The organism is Streptomyces xantholiticus (genome assembly GCF_014651015.1).
GTDB lineage: Bacteria > Actinomycetota > Actinomycetes > Streptomycetales > Streptomycetaceae > Streptomyces > Streptomyces xantholiticus.
This window is the reverse complement of sequence record NZ_BMWB01000003.1, coordinates 138,149-153,525: the sequence shown is the minus strand read 5'-3', so window position 1 is coordinate 153,525 and position 15,377 is coordinate 138,149. Positions and strand designations below refer to the sequence as shown.

The window sequence follows — 15,377 nt, the reverse complement described above, 5'->3', positions numbered from 1 at the left end:
CTGCGCGGCACAATGCCGCACGGGTGGCGCCGGTACGGGCGGAGCCCGGTCGACACCGGAGGGCCTACTGTCCGGGGCGCAGCCCGGTGTCGGGACGGGGTACCACCCGCACCGCCAGGCGCAGGGGAAGAAGAAGGGCGTGGAAGAGGGTCCCGCGCAGCAGTACGCGCCCACCCGCTGCCGCCCGCCCAGGACTACGCGTCGTAGAAGACCCTCTCCATCACACCCCGCGCCCTGCGCGTCACCCTCCGGTAGTCGTCCAGCATGTCCCCCACATGCCCGGGCCCGTACCCCAGGTACCGCCCCACCGCCGCCAGCTCCCGCGCGTCGGAGGGGAAGGTGTCGCCCGCCCGGCCGCGGACCAGCATCACGCCGTTGCGGACGCGGGTCGCGAGGACCCAGGCCTCGTCGAGGGTGCGGGCGTCGTCCGTGGAGATGAGATCCGCCGCGCGCGCCGCCGCGAGGGCCTCGCGGGTACGCGTGGTCCGCAGGCCCGGCTCGGCCGCGCCGTGCCGCATCTGAAGGAGCTGGACGGTCCATTCGACGTCGCTCAGCCCGCCCCGGCCGAGCTTGGTGTGCAGGGTCGGGTCGGCGCCCCGCGGCAGCCGTTCGGACTCCATGCGCGCCTTCAGCCGCCGGATCTCACGCGCTGCCTCGTCCCCGAGTCCCCGTGGCGGATACCGCAGCGGGTCGATCAGCTCGACGAACGCTTCGCCGAGCGCGGGGTCGCCCGCCATCGGCCGGGCCCGCAGCAGTGCCTGGCTCTCCCACGTCAGGGACCACCGGCGGTAGTACGCCTGGTACGAGGCGAGCGTGCGCACCAGCGGCCCGCTCTTGCCCTCGGGCCGCAGGTCGGCGTCGATCAGCAGAGGCGGGTCGGCGGTCGGCAGCTGCAGCAGCCGGCGCATCTCGGCGACGACCGAGTTCGCGGCCCGTGCGGCTTCCTGTTCCTCGACGCCGTCGCGCGGCTCGTGGACGAAGAGCACGTCCGCGTCGGAGCCGTAGCCGAGCTCGTGGCCGCCGAAGCGTCCGACGCCGATGACCGCGAAGCGGGTGGGCAGGGTGTCGCCCCACTGGTCGCGTACGGCGGCGCGCAGCGCGCCCGCGACGGTGGCGGCGGTCAGCTCGGTGACGGCGTCGCCGACGCGGTCCACCAAGGCGCCGGGATCGCCCTCGGCGGGGCTTTCCTCGGTGCCGTAGGAGCCGATGAGGTCGGCGGCCGCGGTACGGAACAGCTCCCGGCGCCGTACCCCGCGAGCCGCGGCGACCGCCGCCTCCGCGGTGTCGGCGCGGCCGACGGCGGCGAGGACCTCCTGTTCGAGGTGGTCCCTGCCGCGCGGCCGCAGCCCTTCCAGGTCGCCGAGGATGGCGACGGCCTCCGGCGCGCGCAGAAGCAGGTCGGGCGCGAGCCGCCCGGCGGACAGCACACGCGCCAGGTTCTCCGCGGCCGCTCCTTCATCGCGCAGCAGCCGCAGGTACCAGGGGGTCTTGCCGAGCGCGTCGGACACCTTGCGGAAGCCGAGGAGGCCCGCGTCGGGGTCGGCCGAGTCGGCGAACCAGCCGAGCAGGACGGGCAGCAGGGTGCGCTGGATGGCGGCCTTGCGGCTCACCCCGGAGGCGAGCGCCTCGAGGTGGCGCAGCGCGGCGGCGGGGTCGGCGTATCCGAGGGCCTCGAGGCGCTGGCCCGCGGCCTTGGGGCTGAGCCGGGTCTCGCCGGGGGCGAGCTGGGCGACGGCGTCGAGCAGCGGCCGGTAGAAGATCTTCTCGTGCAGACGGCGGACGACGGACGTATGCCGCCTCCACTCCCGGTTGAGGGTGGCGACGGGGTCGGTACGCAGGTCGAGGGAGCGCGCGAGGCGGCGCAGGTCGGCCTCGTCCTCGGGCACCAGGTGGGTGCGGCGCAGCTTGTGGAGCTGGATGCGGTGCTCCATGGCCCGCAGAAAGCGGTACGCCTCGTCCAGTTGCGCAGCGTCCGCCCGGCCGACGTAGCCGCCGGCGGCGAGGGCCTGGAGGGCTTCGAGGGTGGTGCCGCTGTGCAGGGTGGCGTCGCTGCGGCCGTGGACGAGTTGCAGCAGCTGCACGGCGAACTCGACGTCCCGCAGTCCACCGGGCCCCAGTTTGAGTTCGCGTTCGATCTCGGCGGCGGGGATGTTGTCGACGACGCGGCGGCGCATCTTCTGGACGTCGGCGACGAAGTTCTCGCGTTCCGCTGCCTGCCAGACCAGCGGGGCGACCGCCTCCGCGTATGCCTGCCCCAGCGCGGCGTCGCCGGCGACGGGCCTGGCCTTGAGGAGCGCCTGGAACTCCCAGGTCTTCGCCCAGCGCTGGTAGTAGGCGAGATGGCTGGAGAGCGTGCGCACCAGCGGTCCGTTGCGCCCTTCGGGCCGAAGATTGGCATCGACGGGCCAGATGGTGCCTTCGACGGTCGTCTCCGAGCAGATGCGCATCAGGTGGGAGGCGAGACGGGTCGCTGCCTGCAGCGCCTTGGCCTCCTCGGTGCCGTTGACGGGCTCGGCCACGAAGATGACGTCGACGTCGGAGACGTAGTTGAGCTCGTGGCCGCCGCACTTGCCCATGGCGATGACGGCGAGCCGGCAGGCAGCGGCGTCGTCGGGCGCGGCGGCGCGGGCGAGGGCGAGGGCCGCCCGCAGGGTGGCGGTGGCGAGGTCGGCCAGTTCGGCGGCGGCCTCCGCCACGTCGGTGGTGCCGCACACGTCGCGGGCGGCTATGGCCAGCAGACAGCGGCGGTAGGAGACGCGCAGGGACACCGCGTCGGTGGCGTCGGCGAGTCCGCGTTCGAAGTCCTCGACGCCCGGGTGCAGGTCGGCCGACTCGTAGGTGGCGAGGGCGTACCAGTCGCGGGGGTGGCGGGCGAGGTGGTCCCCGAGCGCCTCCGACGCGCCGAGGACGCCGAGCAGCCGGTCGCGCAGCGGTTTGGCGGTGATCAGGTTGTCCAGGAACCGGCGCCGTTCGCCCCGCTCGTGGGCCTCGGCGAGGCGGACGAGGGAGCGCAGGGCGAGGTCGGGGTCGGCGGTGGCGCCGAGGGCGTCGAGGAGGACCGGGTCGCTGCGCACCGACGACATGTCGGGCAGATCGAGGAGCCGTGCGGCGGCGGAAGGGTCGGTGAAGCCGTGCTTCAGCAACCGGGTGAAGGTACTGCTCCTGCGCCCCGGAACCGTCATCCCGGTCTCCCGTCCTGCCGTGTCCCGTCCCGCCGTCTGCGCTCGAGCGTAGCCGCAGGCCGAGGCGCCGGGCCCGGCGGACCACGCGGTGCGGTGCGGGTCCGCCGGCCGGCCGGTGTGCACGGACCGATGAGTACGAAGGCCGGGCGCGGTCTACACATTCGCAGACCGTGTCAGACGAAAGGCGTCGCCGACCGAGAGGACCGCCGCCATGCCACAGGCCCAGCCCTTGCCAGAGCTCGACACCCGCTTCAGCGACCCGAAGGCGTCCGCGGCCGACTGGTCGGACGCGGCAGCTCAGCTCCGCGACGCCGAGGTGTTCTGGCTGACGACCGTACGGCCGGACGGCCGCCCGCACGTCACCCCGCTGATCGCCGTCTGGCACGACGAGTCTCTGCACTTCTGCACCGGCCCCGGGGAACGAAAGGCGAAGAACCTCCGGGAGAACCAGGAGGTCGTCCTCACCACCGGAGTCCCGTCACTGAGCGAGGGGTACGACGTGGTCGTCGAGGGCGAGGCGGTGCGCGTGACCGACGAACCGACACTGCGCGCTCTGGCGGACGCATACGCGCACAAGTACGGTCCGGACTGGACGTTCACGGTCGGCGACGGCGTGTTCGTGCACGAAGCCGGCGAAGCACTGGTATTCCGGGTGGCGCCAAGGACGGCCTTCGGCTTCGCGAAGGGCGACCCGTTCGGCCAGACCCGCTGGCGCTTCGCACAGTGACAGCCGCCCCCACGAAGGGAACACCGTGGAACTGACCCTGGAAGTCGTCCCCGTCCCGGTCACGGACATGGACCGCTCGAAGACCTTCTACGCAGAGGCCTGCGGCTTCAAGGTCGACCTCGACTCCGAGGTCGCTCCGGGCATGCGGATCATCCAGCTGACCCCGCCGGGATCGCGCTGCTCCATCGCCCTGCTGAGCGGCATGCCGCCGCATCCCGACCAGCCCACCATGTCCCCCGGCACACTCCACGGGCTCCAGCTGTGCGTCACGGACATCGCGAAGGCCCACTCCGAGCTGATGTCGCGCGGCGTCCCGGTGAGCTCGATCCAGCACGTCGGCGCGACGGGCTGGGAGGAGGGTACGGGCGAGGAGTGGAACTCGTTCATGTTCTTCAAGGACCCGGACGGCAACAGCTGGTGCGTCCAGGAAGCACCGGCTCCGCTGTCGGAGCGCTGACAGGGCCCCGCCCACGAGGGCGGGGCGTGTCAGCGCGCCCGTCCTGGGCCGACCGGACGCCGACACGCCACGGCCCGGGCCGGGGGCTCGCGCCACCGCCCGGGCCGGGCCGTTCCCTACAGGTGGGGTCACTGGGGAGGGGGCTCGTCGCGGCGTTCCGTACCGGCGGTGCCGCCGCCTCCGTACTGGTCCCTCATCCGGTCCTGCGCGGTGTCCACGTGGCGCCTGTGCTTGCCCTGGGTCTTGTCGTCCACGTAGTCGCCGGCCTTCTCGATTCCCTGGTCAGTCCGCTCAGGGTGGCCTTTGAGCATGTTCTTGAGCTTGTCCATCATGGACATGGGGTTTTCCTCCTCGACGCAGGGTCCCCCGCGACTCCAGGGTCACCGCACCGGGCGCGTTTCGCATCCGCACGAACGAGGAATACGGACAGCTTCTGACCTGATTCCTCAGCCGCTCAGGCCGTCCAGTACGGTCTCGACCGTCGATTTCACCCGGTAGCAGACCTGGCGCCGACAACGGCAGTAGCGCCTGGCGCGCCACCGGCTCCGACGCGGTAGTTCACGGCCGCACCACTTGCATCTCCGTTGCCGCATCGCGGCCCCCTCCCCATGACGCGGCGGCTCCCCCGCCGCACCGCACGCCACAGCACTGCCAGGCGCACGGGTCGGGCCGGCGCCCTGTTGCCGCCGGCCCGGCAAGTGTGCGGCCGTGAGGCGGCGTACCGCCGCAGCACCGGCAAGCACTTGCGTTCAACGCCCTGGCGGGCGTCGCAGAGGTCACCGCGATACGCACGGCGAACGCCAACTCCATGGATCGCATGCCCTCTTAGCAGGCCGGAGCACGGCGTTCCCGCGTTGCGGGATGCGCCGAGCGGGGGAACAGTGGGTCTTGTATGGACTGTGCGTCGTCGATCTGTGGAACTCCGTGACCACAGGCCGTCGCCGTCCTCCGGGCCGCGTTCCGCAGGCCAAACCAGTACGTGGAAACCACACTTGGGACAACCATGTCCAGAACCCCCCAGCAACGAGTCTTCCGTTTCGTCGGCGCCTCCTGCTTGGCTGCGACGCTTGCGCTGTCGACAAGCGTGGCGACTGCTGAGGCAGCGCACCAAGCAGTCGCGCAGGCCACGACCGCAGTACCTGCCCAACCCACCCCGCCTCCGCCGCCTCCGCCGGAGGACCCGCCGCCGCCAGCGGACCCGCCGCCCCCGCCTCCGCCGCCGCCCCCGCCTCCGCCGCAGAACCCGCCTCCGCCAGCGGACCCGCCGCCCCCGCCTCCGCCGCAGAACCCGCCTCCGCCAGCGGACCCGCCGCCCCCGCCTCCGCCGCAGAACCCGCCGCCCCCGCCGGCGGAGAAGAGGGCGGAGTTGCAGCAGCTGACGCCTGAGCTGGAGAAGGGGGTCGACGACCTGACCAACCAGCAGAACGCCCCCCAAGAGCTCAAGAAGACGGCGGGCAATCTGAACGAGACGCTGAAGATGGTCGAGGACCCGGAGACACCGCTGAGTGAGCGGGTCGCGCTCGCGAACATCGTGAAGCAGTCGACGAATGTCCTGGCGAATGTCGACCAGTCGGGTGAGCCGCCGGCCGTGGAGGCGGCGGTGAAGAACACCGTGGAGACCACGACGGACGTCCTGGTGGACGTTCTCAACTCCAACGCCCCCTCCTCGGTCAAGGTCGCGGCGACGAACACCGTGGAGACCACGACGGACGTCCTGGTGGACGTTCTCAACTCCAACGCCCCCTCGTCCGTCAAGGTCGCGGTCACCAACACCGTCGAGACGACGACGAGTGTCCTGGTGGACGTTCTCAACTCCAACGCCCCCTCGTCCGTCAAGGTCGCGGTCACCAACACCGTCGAGACGACGACGAGTGTCCTGGTGGACGTTCTCAACTCCAACGCCTCGAACTCGGTCAAGGTCGCCGTCACCAACACCGTCAAGCAGTCGACGAGTGTCCTGGTGGACGTTCTCAAGTCGAACGCCCCGAACTCGGTCAAGGTCGCCGTCACCAACACCGTCGAGACGACGACGACCGTCCTGGTGAACGTTCTCAAGTCGAACGCCCCGAACTCGGTCAAGGTCGCCGTCACCAACACCGTGAAGACAACGACCACCGTCCTGGTGAACGTTCTCAAGTCGAACGCCCCGAACTCGGTCAAGGTCGCCGTCACCAACACCGTGAAGCAGTCGACGACGGTCCTGGTGAATGCCCTGAAGTCGAATGCTTCGCCGGCTGTGAAGGTGGCGGTGACGAATGTCGTGAAGACGACGACGAACGTTCTGGTGAATGTTCTGAAGTCGGGCGCATCACCGGCGGTGAAGGTCGCGGTGACCAACACCGTGAAGACGACGACCACTGTCCTGGTGGACGTTCTCAAGTCGAACGCCCCGTCGTCGGTGAAGGTCACGGCGACCAACGTCGTGGAGACGACGACGAACGTCCTGGTGACTGCTCTGAAGCCCGGTACGCCGCCGGCGCAGCAGGCGGCGGCGACGAACTTCGCGAAGCAGGTGAACAACACGCTGAACGTGGCCCAGAGCCCGACTGCCTCGGCCGGGCAGAAGTCCGAGGCAACCAAGCAGCTGACCGAGTGGGACAAGTCGCTCGACAGCTGCCTGCAAGAGAACCCGTTCGCCCAGTGCTTGGAATCCGCTGCGAACACTGGTGGATGAGAGCCGGTAACCGGGGAGCGGCCCCCTGTAGCGCGCTCGGTAGGGTGCGCTGCAGAAGGGCCGCTCCCTCGTGTGTCCGAGACCGCACAACTCGGCGGCAGCGCCTCGTCGTCGGGCCGAAGACCACTCCGGGCCGACGGTTCACCACCGCCGGCCCGGAGCGCCCACTCCTGCTTCTTGTTGCGCAGGAACTTGTGCGGCTCGCATGCGACCTCAGAGGACCCAAGGCAAGACCGGCCCGACCAGCAGTCGGGCGGCCGTCTGTGGTCGTTGTTGGTCACTCAAGGCCGCCCTTCGACGGCCCCACAGACGGCCCAGCTCTAGCTAGAGCATGTTGAGTGCCTGCATCGCATCGCGTTCGATGCGCGAGAGCTCGTGGAGGATCGAGCCGGCCTGCATGAGGTGCTTCGCTTCGCCGGATTCTCCTGCTGTCCCGATGAGTGCGGCCACCTGTGTCCAGAGGGTGGCGGCCTCGGTATACAGGCTGTGGCCAGTGCGCAGGTGGCTGCTGTCGATCGACTTGGCACACTCGGCGAGGAAGTCCCGATAGAGATTGCGGAACAGGGCGCCGCCGGTGCCGGCCCTCTCCATGAGGACGGCGGCCAGTGGCAGGTCCTCCCGCGGATTGTCGCTGCGCTGCAGCCACTTCGGCACTTGCTTCGCGGTCTTCTCGATGCCCCGGTGGCCCAGGTTCGCGATGGGCGGGTTCAGGAAGGCGTCGGCGCAGGTCTTGATCGCGGGGATGATCCGGTCCTGCGGTGACGTCAGGCTGCTGGGCGCTGTGATGGTGAAGGAGCGGTGCTTGGCGGTCATGGGGCCGCGCTCGGCTCTGGCCCTGGCCAGGCCGGCGAGGCTGGTCGAAACGGCTCCGCCCTGCGGGTCGGTATCCACCAGGTAGGCGTCCTGTTCGTCGTAGCCGTACATGGCCACGACGTGCCCGCCGAAGTGCACCTTGGTGCTGAAGTAGTCCAGGTGGTAGCTGTCGAGCTGAAGGCCGACCGGCCGACCGGCGTCGATGGACGCCGCCACGTTCTGCCATGCCTTACGCGGAGAGGTGGTCTCCCCGACCAGCAGCTCAAGCCCGAGTACGGCGGCCAGGTTCCTGGTGAGCTCGAACGGCTTGACCCGGCCTCCCAGGAAGGGAAAACCCATGTCCTTGCTGTCCCAGTAGACGAAGGACAGCCCGGAGCCAAGCCCGAACAGCATGGGCTCGGACAAGTCGAGTCCCTCATGCCGCAGCAGCACGCCCAGCGCCGTCGTCTCACAGTGCTGCATACCGCGGACATCGATGTCCTTCACCATGGTCATGCCGCTCATTCTCCTCCCTCACCAGACGACAACGCCGAAGACGGGCGAGCCAGACCATCACGGCCCAGGCATGATCCGCCGGACAAGGCCTAACCAGGCACGGCTCCGCCTGTTCCGCTCTGCCGTGAACGCCGTGCGCGACACCGACCTCATCAGGTGCCTGAATTCGAGTGGCAACGGGTGTGCGCCCAGGACAGTGGTTCTGCGCGGGTGCGTGGCCCTACATGAGCGAGGTGTTCGTCATGCCCTGGGCGCGCGCGACGAGCAGGGCGACATCATCGTGGTCGTACGGCTGTCGGAGCGCTTGCAGGAGCCGGTCACAGGTTTTCTCCAACGGCCGGTCGGGGTCGTCCAGGAGTCGGAGGAGGAGATTGAGGCGGTCGTCGAGGGGCTCGTGGCGGGTTTCGACCAGGCCGTCGGTGTAGAGCACGAGCTGGTCTCCGGGACCGAACTCGACTACGGCGCTGTGGAAGGGCACACCGCCGACGCCGAGCGGTGCGCCCGTGGGCAGATCGAGCAGCTCCGCGGGCCCACTGGCGCGCACCAGAGCGGGCGGCAGGTGTCCGGCGCAGGCGATACAGCATTGCCGGTGGTGGGGGTCGTAGACGGCGTAGATGCAGGTGGCGATGTAGTGACCCAGACCGGCTGTGATCTTGTCGAGATGCTCGAGCAGGCGGGCGGGTTCGAGGTCCAGTGAAGCCAGGGTGCTGGTGGCAGTGCGCAGCCGGCCCATGGTGGTGGCGGCGTCGATACCGCTGCCCATCACATCGCCCACGACAAGCGCGGTCTTGTCGCCTTCCAGGGGTATGACGTCGAACCAGTCACCGCCGACCTCGATCGCGGCTCCAGCCGGCTGGTAGCGCGAGGCAACGGACAAGCCCACCGTGCAGGGCGGATGCTCCGGCAGCAGGCTGCGCTGGAGGGTGACGGCGGTATTGCGCGCACTTTGGTACCAGCGGGCGTTGTCGATCTGCACCGCTGCGCGGGCGCCCAGCTCACGGGCCAGGACCATGTCGTCGTGGTCGAAAGGCAGGGGGTTGCTGGTGCGTTTGAGGTCCAGGGCGCCGAGCACTTCGCCGCGGGCGGTCAACGGCACCGCGAGATAGGAGTGGACGCCCGCCCGGGCCAGGAGCACGGCCTCGTCGGGGTCACGGGCGATGCGCGGCAGATCCCCCTCGCCCACATGGCGCACCATGACCGGGCGGCCGGTGTGCACGCACTGGGTGACCAGGCGGTCGGCGGCGTACTGGGCGATGTGCCCGCGGGCGTCGGCTGTTTGGAGGGCTTCGGTGGGGTGGGCGGCCTTGACGGCGAGGGCCCGGATGACAGCCGGGCCGGTGGGCGAGAGCTCACTGCGGCGGCCTTCCAGGACGGAGTCCAATACGTCCACTGCTGCGATGTCGGCGAGTTCGGGGACAGCGACATCGGCCAGTTCGCGGGCGGTCCGGTCCAGTTCCAGGGTGGTGCCGATGCGGGCGGAGGCGTCGGCGATGAGGGCCAGTCGCCGACGGGCGCGCTCTGCCTCGGTGGCCGCCCGGTGCCGTTCGGTGACATCCACCACCGAGGTGGCCACACCCAGAATCCGCCCACCGGGATCCTCCAGCCGGAAGAAGGAGACCGACCAGGCGCGGTCATGGTCCGGGTCTGCCGGGGTGCGGCCGACGGCGTGCTGGTTGACCTGGGGGATCCCGGTGTCCAGCACCTGGCGCAGGGCGGCTTCGATCTCATCGACGTTCGGGAACGACAGCACGTCGTGGAAGGCGCGGCCGAGGTGTTCGTCGGCGGGTATACCGTGGATCAGCTCCAGCGCCGGGTTGACGGACAGGTACCGCAGATCGGAGTCCAGGACGGCCAGGCCGATCGGGGACTGGGAGACCAACTGTACGGACAGCGCCTGGTCCCTCTCCACCTGGTGCAAGGCCGCCTGATCCGCGGCGATGCCCAGAGCGTAGAAGTCTCCGCGGTCATCCAGGAGCCGCATGTTGCGGAACTCCACGAGCCGGGTACTGCCGTCCTTGTGCCGGATGGGGAAGGCTCCGGCCCAGCGTCGGCCGGTGCCCATCACCTCGCCGAACAGTTTGGTGATCATGTCGAAGTGCTGCTCGCGGACCACGAGCCGAGCGGCGTACTGGCCCAGCGCCTCTTCGGCGGTGTAACCGAACAGTTCCTCGGCCTCGGGGCTCCACAGCACGATCCGCCCCTGCGCGTCGAGCACCACGGCCGCCACGCCCAGCACATCCAGCAGCCCACTCGGCTGGGAGACGGCGAAGGCCGTCTCGTCGCCGTTCGTCTTGACGGTTCGGGCTGCGTTCATCCCGGAATCCCTCCGCCTCTCACCCACAGCCTACGGCCCGACGCCGAGAGCGCAGCTCACGGAGTTTTTACACAAAGTGCCACTTCTGAACGTAGCGACCCCCCTGCGGGCCGCCGCTCATCTCGACGCGTACGCCGGACCGGGCAGCACCGGGCTGATGTTCACAGGGGCACGGGGCGGGCAACTGCGCCGGAACAACTTCCGCCGCCTGTGGGCTCAGGGCCCTGGAGACGACCGGCCTCGGGGACGTGCACTTCCACGATCTGCGCCATACCGGGAACACTATGCCGAGCAGCGACGGCCGGGCGCGAAAGGCCGTGGACACCATGTACGAGGCCGCCTCTCCCACACCCGACGGCCCACAGACGGCCCAGGGGGCTGAGACGCCTCCGGGCCGACGGTCGGTGACCGTCGGCCCGGAGTGCCGTACAGCGGTGAAACCAGGGATGACCTGGGCTTACAGCACCGGCAGGCTCTTACGCAGCTCGAAAGCGGTGACCTCGGAGCGGTACTCCTCCCACTCCTGCTTCTTGTTGCGCAGGAAGAAGTCGAAGACGTGCTCGCCCAGCGTCTGGGCCACCAGCTCGCTGCGCTCCATCAGGTCGATCGCCTCGCCCAGGTTCTGCGGCAGCGGGGCGATGCCCATCGCGCGGCGTTCCGCGTCGGAGAGGGCCCAGACGTCGTCGTCGGCACCGGCCGGGAGTTCGTAGCCCTCCTCGACGCCCTTGAGGCCGGCGGCGAGCAGCACGGCGTACGAGAGGTAGGGGTTGGCGCCGGAGTCCAGGGAGCGGACCTCGATGCGGGCGGAGCCGGTCTTGCCCGGCTTGTACATCGGGACGCGGATCAGGGCGGAGCGGTTGTTGTGGCCCCAGCAGATGTACGAGGGGGCCTCGCCGCCCGCGCCGGCGCTGCGGGTCGAGCCGCCCCAGATCCGCTTGTAGGAGTTGACCCACTGGTTGGTGACGGCCGAGATCTCCGCGGCGTGCCGCAGCAGACCGGCGATGAAGGAGCGGCCGACCTTGGAGAGCTGGTACTCGGCGCCGGACTCGTAGAAGGCGTTGCGGTCGCCCTCGAAGAGGGAGAGGTGGGTGTGCATCCCGGAGCCGGGGTATTCGGAGAACGGCTTCGGCATGAAGGTGGCCTGGACGCCCTGCTCGAGCGCGACCTGCTTCATGACCAGGCGGAACGTCATGATGTTGTCGGCCGTGGACAGCGCGTCCGCGTAGCGCAGGTCGATCTCCTGCTGGCCAGGGGCGCCCTCGTGGTGGCTGAACTCGACCGAGATGCCCATGGACTCGAGCATGGTGATGGCCTGGCGGCGGAAGTCCATGCCGACGTTCTGCGGGGTGTGGTCGAAGTACCCGGAGCTGTCGGCGGGCGTGGGGCGGCTGCCGTCGACGGGCTTGTCCTTGAGCAGGAAGAACTCGATCTCGGGGTGGGTGTAGAAGGTGAAGCCCAGGTCCGAGGTCTTGGCGAGGATCCGCTTCAGCACGAAGCGCGGGTCGGCGAAGGACGGCGAGCCGTCCGGCATCAGGATGTCGCAGAACATCCGGGCCGTGCCGGGAGCCTCGGCGCGCCAGGGCAGGATCTGGAAGGTCCCCGGGTCGGGCTTGGCGATCATGTCCGACTCGTAGACCCGGGCGAAGCCCTCGATCGCGGAGCCGTCGAAGCCGATGCCTTCATCGAACGCCTGTTCCAGTTCGGCAGGTGCCACGGCGACCGACTTGAGGAAGCCGAGCACGTCGGTGAACCACAGGCGTACGAAGCGGATGTCGCGCTCCTCGAGCGTACGGAGCACGAATTCCTGCTGCTTGTCCATTTCCAACCCATCCTTGCCGGTCACGGCGCGTGCCTGCTCCCTGGAGCATCCCATCCGCGGGTTTCGGGGAGATTGCGCACGCGGCTCCGACCATTGTGGGTCAGGGCCCACCCCGAGACGAGCCCGAGGCTCCCCCCACTCGTTCCGGACGGTGTCGGACCCCTTGGACATGCCTCTCCGCAGGGCGTCGGTCTGAACCGACAGGTAGGCCAAGGGTGCCGTGCAGGGCCATGAAGTATTTCGAGCCGGCACAGTTCTGTTTCACGCTGGCGCCCGAGGCGTCGCGGCGGCCGCGCGGACGTTCACCGATGCGGAGCAGCCCCGCTGACGGGCTTCGTCTTCCTGGTCGTCCCGGGCGTCGACCAAACCTCTTCCTGACGCGTCGGCGTCGGCGTACCGCCCGACACCTTCCTGGCCCCTACGGTGCCGGTGCCGGCCGGCGTCGTCGCCGACCGCTCGAATTCGTCGCCCGACCGAGGTACCCGACGGGCGCGCCGACTACGATCTGCGGCCATGGGGGGTTCGCGGACCTACCGCCACTCGCACACCGCGCGTCCCACGGCTCTGCTGAGCGCCGTGGCGACGCTCCTCGGTGCGCTCTTCATCTGCCTCGGCCCGGCAGGTCCGCACCACGACGCGGCCGCTCGCTCGGTGTACGAGCCTTCGACGACGACCGCGTACAGCTGCCCGTACGACGACGGCCGCTGCGGACTGCTGCCGGTGCTCGGTCCTGCGGTGCTCACCGCCCCGCCGCTGGACGCCACCCCCGAGGCGGGCACCACGCCGCCGCATCCCGGGCCGACCGCGGACGCCGTCGGGCCCGACCGTTCCGGAGTGCTCGCACGCGCCCCGGACCTGCATGTCCTTCAGGTACTGCGGACGTGACACGAGTCCGCACGAACTTGCACGTATCGCTGAACCCCCCATTCCGCAGACTTCGCGAAGGACACTGTCACCATGGCTTCCCGTAACACCACCAACGACCGCCGGGCCCGCATAGAGCAGATGCGCCGCGCCGATCAGTCCCGCGAGCGCCGGAACCGCATCCTCACCATCGGCATCAGCGGCGTCGTCGTCGCCGGCCTCGTCGGCTTCGGCGTCTTCGTGCTCAGCAAGGAGTCCGAGGAGAAGGAGCAGCGCGTCGCCGAGGCCAAGGCTCCCGTCAAGCAGGAGCAGACCTGGGACGCGAAGAAGCTCGGCCGCAACCACGTGGACACGACCGTCACGTACGAGATGAAGCCGCCGGTCGGCGGCGACCACAGCCAGGTGTGGATGAACTGCAACGGTGACGTCTACAAGGAGCCGATCCCCGACGTCAACGCCGTCCACTCGCTCGAGCACGGCGCCGTGTGGGTGACCTACACCGACAAGGCCGCCAAGGCCGACGTCGACAAGCTCGCGAAGAAGGTCGAGAAGACGCCGTACTCGCTGATGAGCCCGTACAAGGACCAGCAGGGCGCGATCATGCTGAGCGCCTGGGGCAAGCAGGTCACCGTCGACTCTGCCGACGACAAGCGGGTCGACCAGTTCTTCACCAAGTACGTGCAGGGCCCGCAGACGCCCGAGCCCGGCGCGGCCTGCACGGGCGGACTGAACGGCAACCCACGGTCATGACGCGTACGCACTGGGCCGCCGTCACGGCGGTGGTGCTCGCGCTGCTGTTCGCCGGGGCCGCCACAGTGGCCTCCGCGGGCAACGGCGGCTCCGCGACCGTGGAACGCGCTCCGGCGGGGGCGTCCGCGGACGCCGGATTCGCCCGGGACATGTCGGTGCACCACCAGCAGGCGGTCGAGATGTCGTTCATCGTCCGCGACCGTGCACAGGGCGAAGAGGTGCGCAGGCTCGCGTACGACATCGCCAACACACAGGCGAACCAGCGCGGGATGATGCTCGGCTGGCTCGACCTGTGGGGCCTGCCGAAGGTGTCGGCGGACGCGGAGCCGATGGCGTGGATGAGCACGGGAGGCGACGGCTCGTCGCCGGGTGGCGGCCACTCCGGTCACGCGGGGCATCAGGCCGAGGACGGTTCGCTCATGTCCGGCATGGCGACCAAGTCGGACCTGGAGCGGCTCTCCCGGCTGAGCGGCAAACAGGCCGAGATCCTGTACCTGCAGCTGATGATCATCCATCACAACGGCGGCATCGCCATGGCGAAGGGCTGCGTCGAGCGGTGCGAGGTCGGTGTGGAGCGGGATCTGGCCCAGGGCATGGTCGACGCGCAGGCGTCGGAGGTCGAACTGATGGTCGACCTGCTGCACAAGCGCGGGGCGGAGCCGCGCACCTGACGCGCGTGCCGTCCGGGGTACGCGACTGCGGTCGCGTACCCCGGACGGCGCAACGAGAATGGGGTGGCTCGGGGCCGTACGGCATGCAGGAGGCACGACCCATGACCACTGCGAAGGACATCATGCACGCGGGGGCCCGCTGGATCCCCGAACACGAGACCCTCGACCGGGCGGCGCAGCTGATGCGCGAACTGAATGTGGGCGCGCTGCCGATCGCCGACGCCGACGAGCGTCTGTGCGGCATCCTCACCGACCGCGACATCGTCGTCGGCTGCGTTGCCTTGGGCCACGACCCGTCCCGCGTCACGGCAGGCGACATGGCCAAGGGCACGCCGCGCTGGATCGACGCGGGCGCGGACGTCGAAGCGGTCCTGCGGGAGATGCAGGGCCACCAGATCCGCCGCCTTCCGGTGATCGAGAACAAGCGCCTCGTCGGCATGATCAGCGAGGCCGACCTGGCCCAGCACCTGAGCGAGGACCAGCTGGCGGGGTGGGCGGAACGGGTGTACGCGGAAAGCGGTACGGAGCGGTTGACGAACGCGGGCGCGATGACCTGACAGGTGCGACGCGTCGCGGGGTGCGCCCTGCCCCGGCGGGGCGCTGCGCCCTCG

The 15,377-nt window shown here is 69.8% G+C and carries 12 protein-coding genes; 7 read left to right on the top strand and 5 right to left on the bottom strand.

The features are described 5' to 3' along the window. Window positions 1-194: 194 nt before the first annotated feature. Window positions 195-3,182 carry a bifunctional [glutamine synthetase] adenylyltransferase/[glutamine synthetase]-adenylyl-L-tyrosine phosphorylase gene (locus IE198_RS07230; protein WP_189883928.1) on the bottom strand — a complete coding sequence of 996 codons (2,988 nt, stop codon included), beginning with the start codon at window positions 3,180-3,182 and terminating at the stop codon, window positions 195-197. Between the two features lie 211 nt (window positions 3,183-3,393). Here IE198_RS07230 and IE198_RS07225 point away from each other — a divergent pair, with 211 nt between their 5' ends. Together IE198_RS07225 and IE198_RS07220 are read left to right on the top strand one after the other, a co-directional pair. Then, window positions 3,394-3,909, top strand: coding sequence for a pyridoxamine 5'-phosphate oxidase family protein (locus IE198_RS07225; protein WP_189883926.1), 516 nt, complete (start codon window positions 3,394-3,396; stop codon window positions 3,907-3,909). Window positions 3,910-3,934: 25 nt separating this feature from the next. Then, on the top strand, window positions 3,935-4,366 hold the full coding sequence (locus IE198_RS07220) for a VOC family protein (RefSeq protein ID WP_189883924.1): 432 nt from the start codon (window positions 3,935-3,937) through the stop codon (window positions 4,364-4,366). A 128-nt stretch (window positions 4,367-4,494) separates the two neighbouring features. On the opposite strand, the gene IE198_RS07215 is transcribed toward IE198_RS07220, so the two are convergent. Next, on the bottom strand, window positions 4,495-4,704 hold the full coding sequence (locus tag IE198_RS07215) for an antitoxin (RefSeq protein ID WP_189883923.1): 210 nt from the start codon (window positions 4,702-4,704) through the stop codon (window positions 4,495-4,497). Window positions 4,705-5,732: 1,028 nt separating this feature from the next. On the opposite strand from IE198_RS07215, the gene IE198_RS07210 reads away from it, so the two are divergent. After that, window positions 5,733-7,040, top strand: coding sequence for a hypothetical protein (locus tag IE198_RS07210; RefSeq protein ID WP_189883921.1), 1,308 nt, complete (start codon window positions 5,733-5,735; stop codon window positions 7,038-7,040). A 324-nt stretch (window positions 7,041-7,364) separates the two neighbouring features. Here the strand turns inward: IE198_RS07210 and IE198_RS07205 are convergent, their stop codons facing one another. From IE198_RS07205 to glnA2, 3 genes are all read right to left on the bottom strand, one after another. Continuing rightward, window positions 7,365-8,348 carry a BtrH N-terminal domain-containing protein gene (locus IE198_RS07205; protein WP_189883919.1) on the bottom strand — a complete coding sequence of 328 codons (984 nt, stop codon included), beginning with the start codon at window positions 8,346-8,348 and terminating at the stop codon, window positions 7,365-7,367. Between the two features lie 220 nt (window positions 8,349-8,568). After that, window positions 8,569-10,662 (bottom strand): SpoIIE family protein phosphatase, encoded by a 2,094-nt coding sequence (locus IE198_RS07200; protein ID WP_189883917.1) that lies wholly within the window; start codon window positions 10,660-10,662, stop codon window positions 8,569-8,571. Window positions 10,663-11,119: 457 nt separating this feature from the next. Continuing rightward, a complete protein-coding gene (glnA2, locus tag IE198_RS07195) occupies window positions 11,120-12,481 on the bottom strand; it encodes a gamma-glutamylpolyamine synthetase GlnA2 (RefSeq protein WP_189883915.1) in 1,362 nt (453 codons plus the stop codon). Between the two features lie 513 nt (window positions 12,482-12,994). On the opposite strand from glnA2, the gene IE198_RS07190 reads away from it, so the two are divergent. The 4 genes from IE198_RS07190 to IE198_RS07175 all read left to right on the top strand — a co-directional run bounded on the left by IE198_RS07190 (window position 12,995) and on the right by IE198_RS07175 (window position 15,323). Further along, window positions 12,995-13,366 carry a hypothetical protein gene (locus IE198_RS07190; protein ID WP_189883913.1) on the top strand — a complete coding sequence of 124 codons (372 nt, stop codon included), beginning with the start codon at window positions 12,995-12,997 and terminating at the stop codon, window positions 13,364-13,366. A gap of 72 nt (window positions 13,367-13,438) precedes the next feature. Beyond that, entirely contained in the window at window positions 13,439-14,095 is a 657-nt protein-coding gene (locus IE198_RS07185) for a thioredoxin-like domain-containing protein (RefSeq protein WP_189883911.1), read from the top strand. After that, entirely contained in the window at window positions 14,092-14,766 is a 675-nt protein-coding gene (locus IE198_RS07180; protein ID WP_189883910.1) for a DUF305 domain-containing protein, read from the top strand. Before IE198_RS07185 ends, IE198_RS07180 begins: the two co-directional genes overlap by 4 nt. Before the next feature lie 101 nt (window positions 14,767-14,867). Further along, entirely contained in the window at window positions 14,868-15,323 is a 456-nt protein-coding gene (locus IE198_RS07175; RefSeq protein ID WP_189883908.1) for a CBS domain-containing protein, read from the top strand. The last annotated feature ends 54 nt before the right edge of the window (window positions 15,324-15,377 follow it).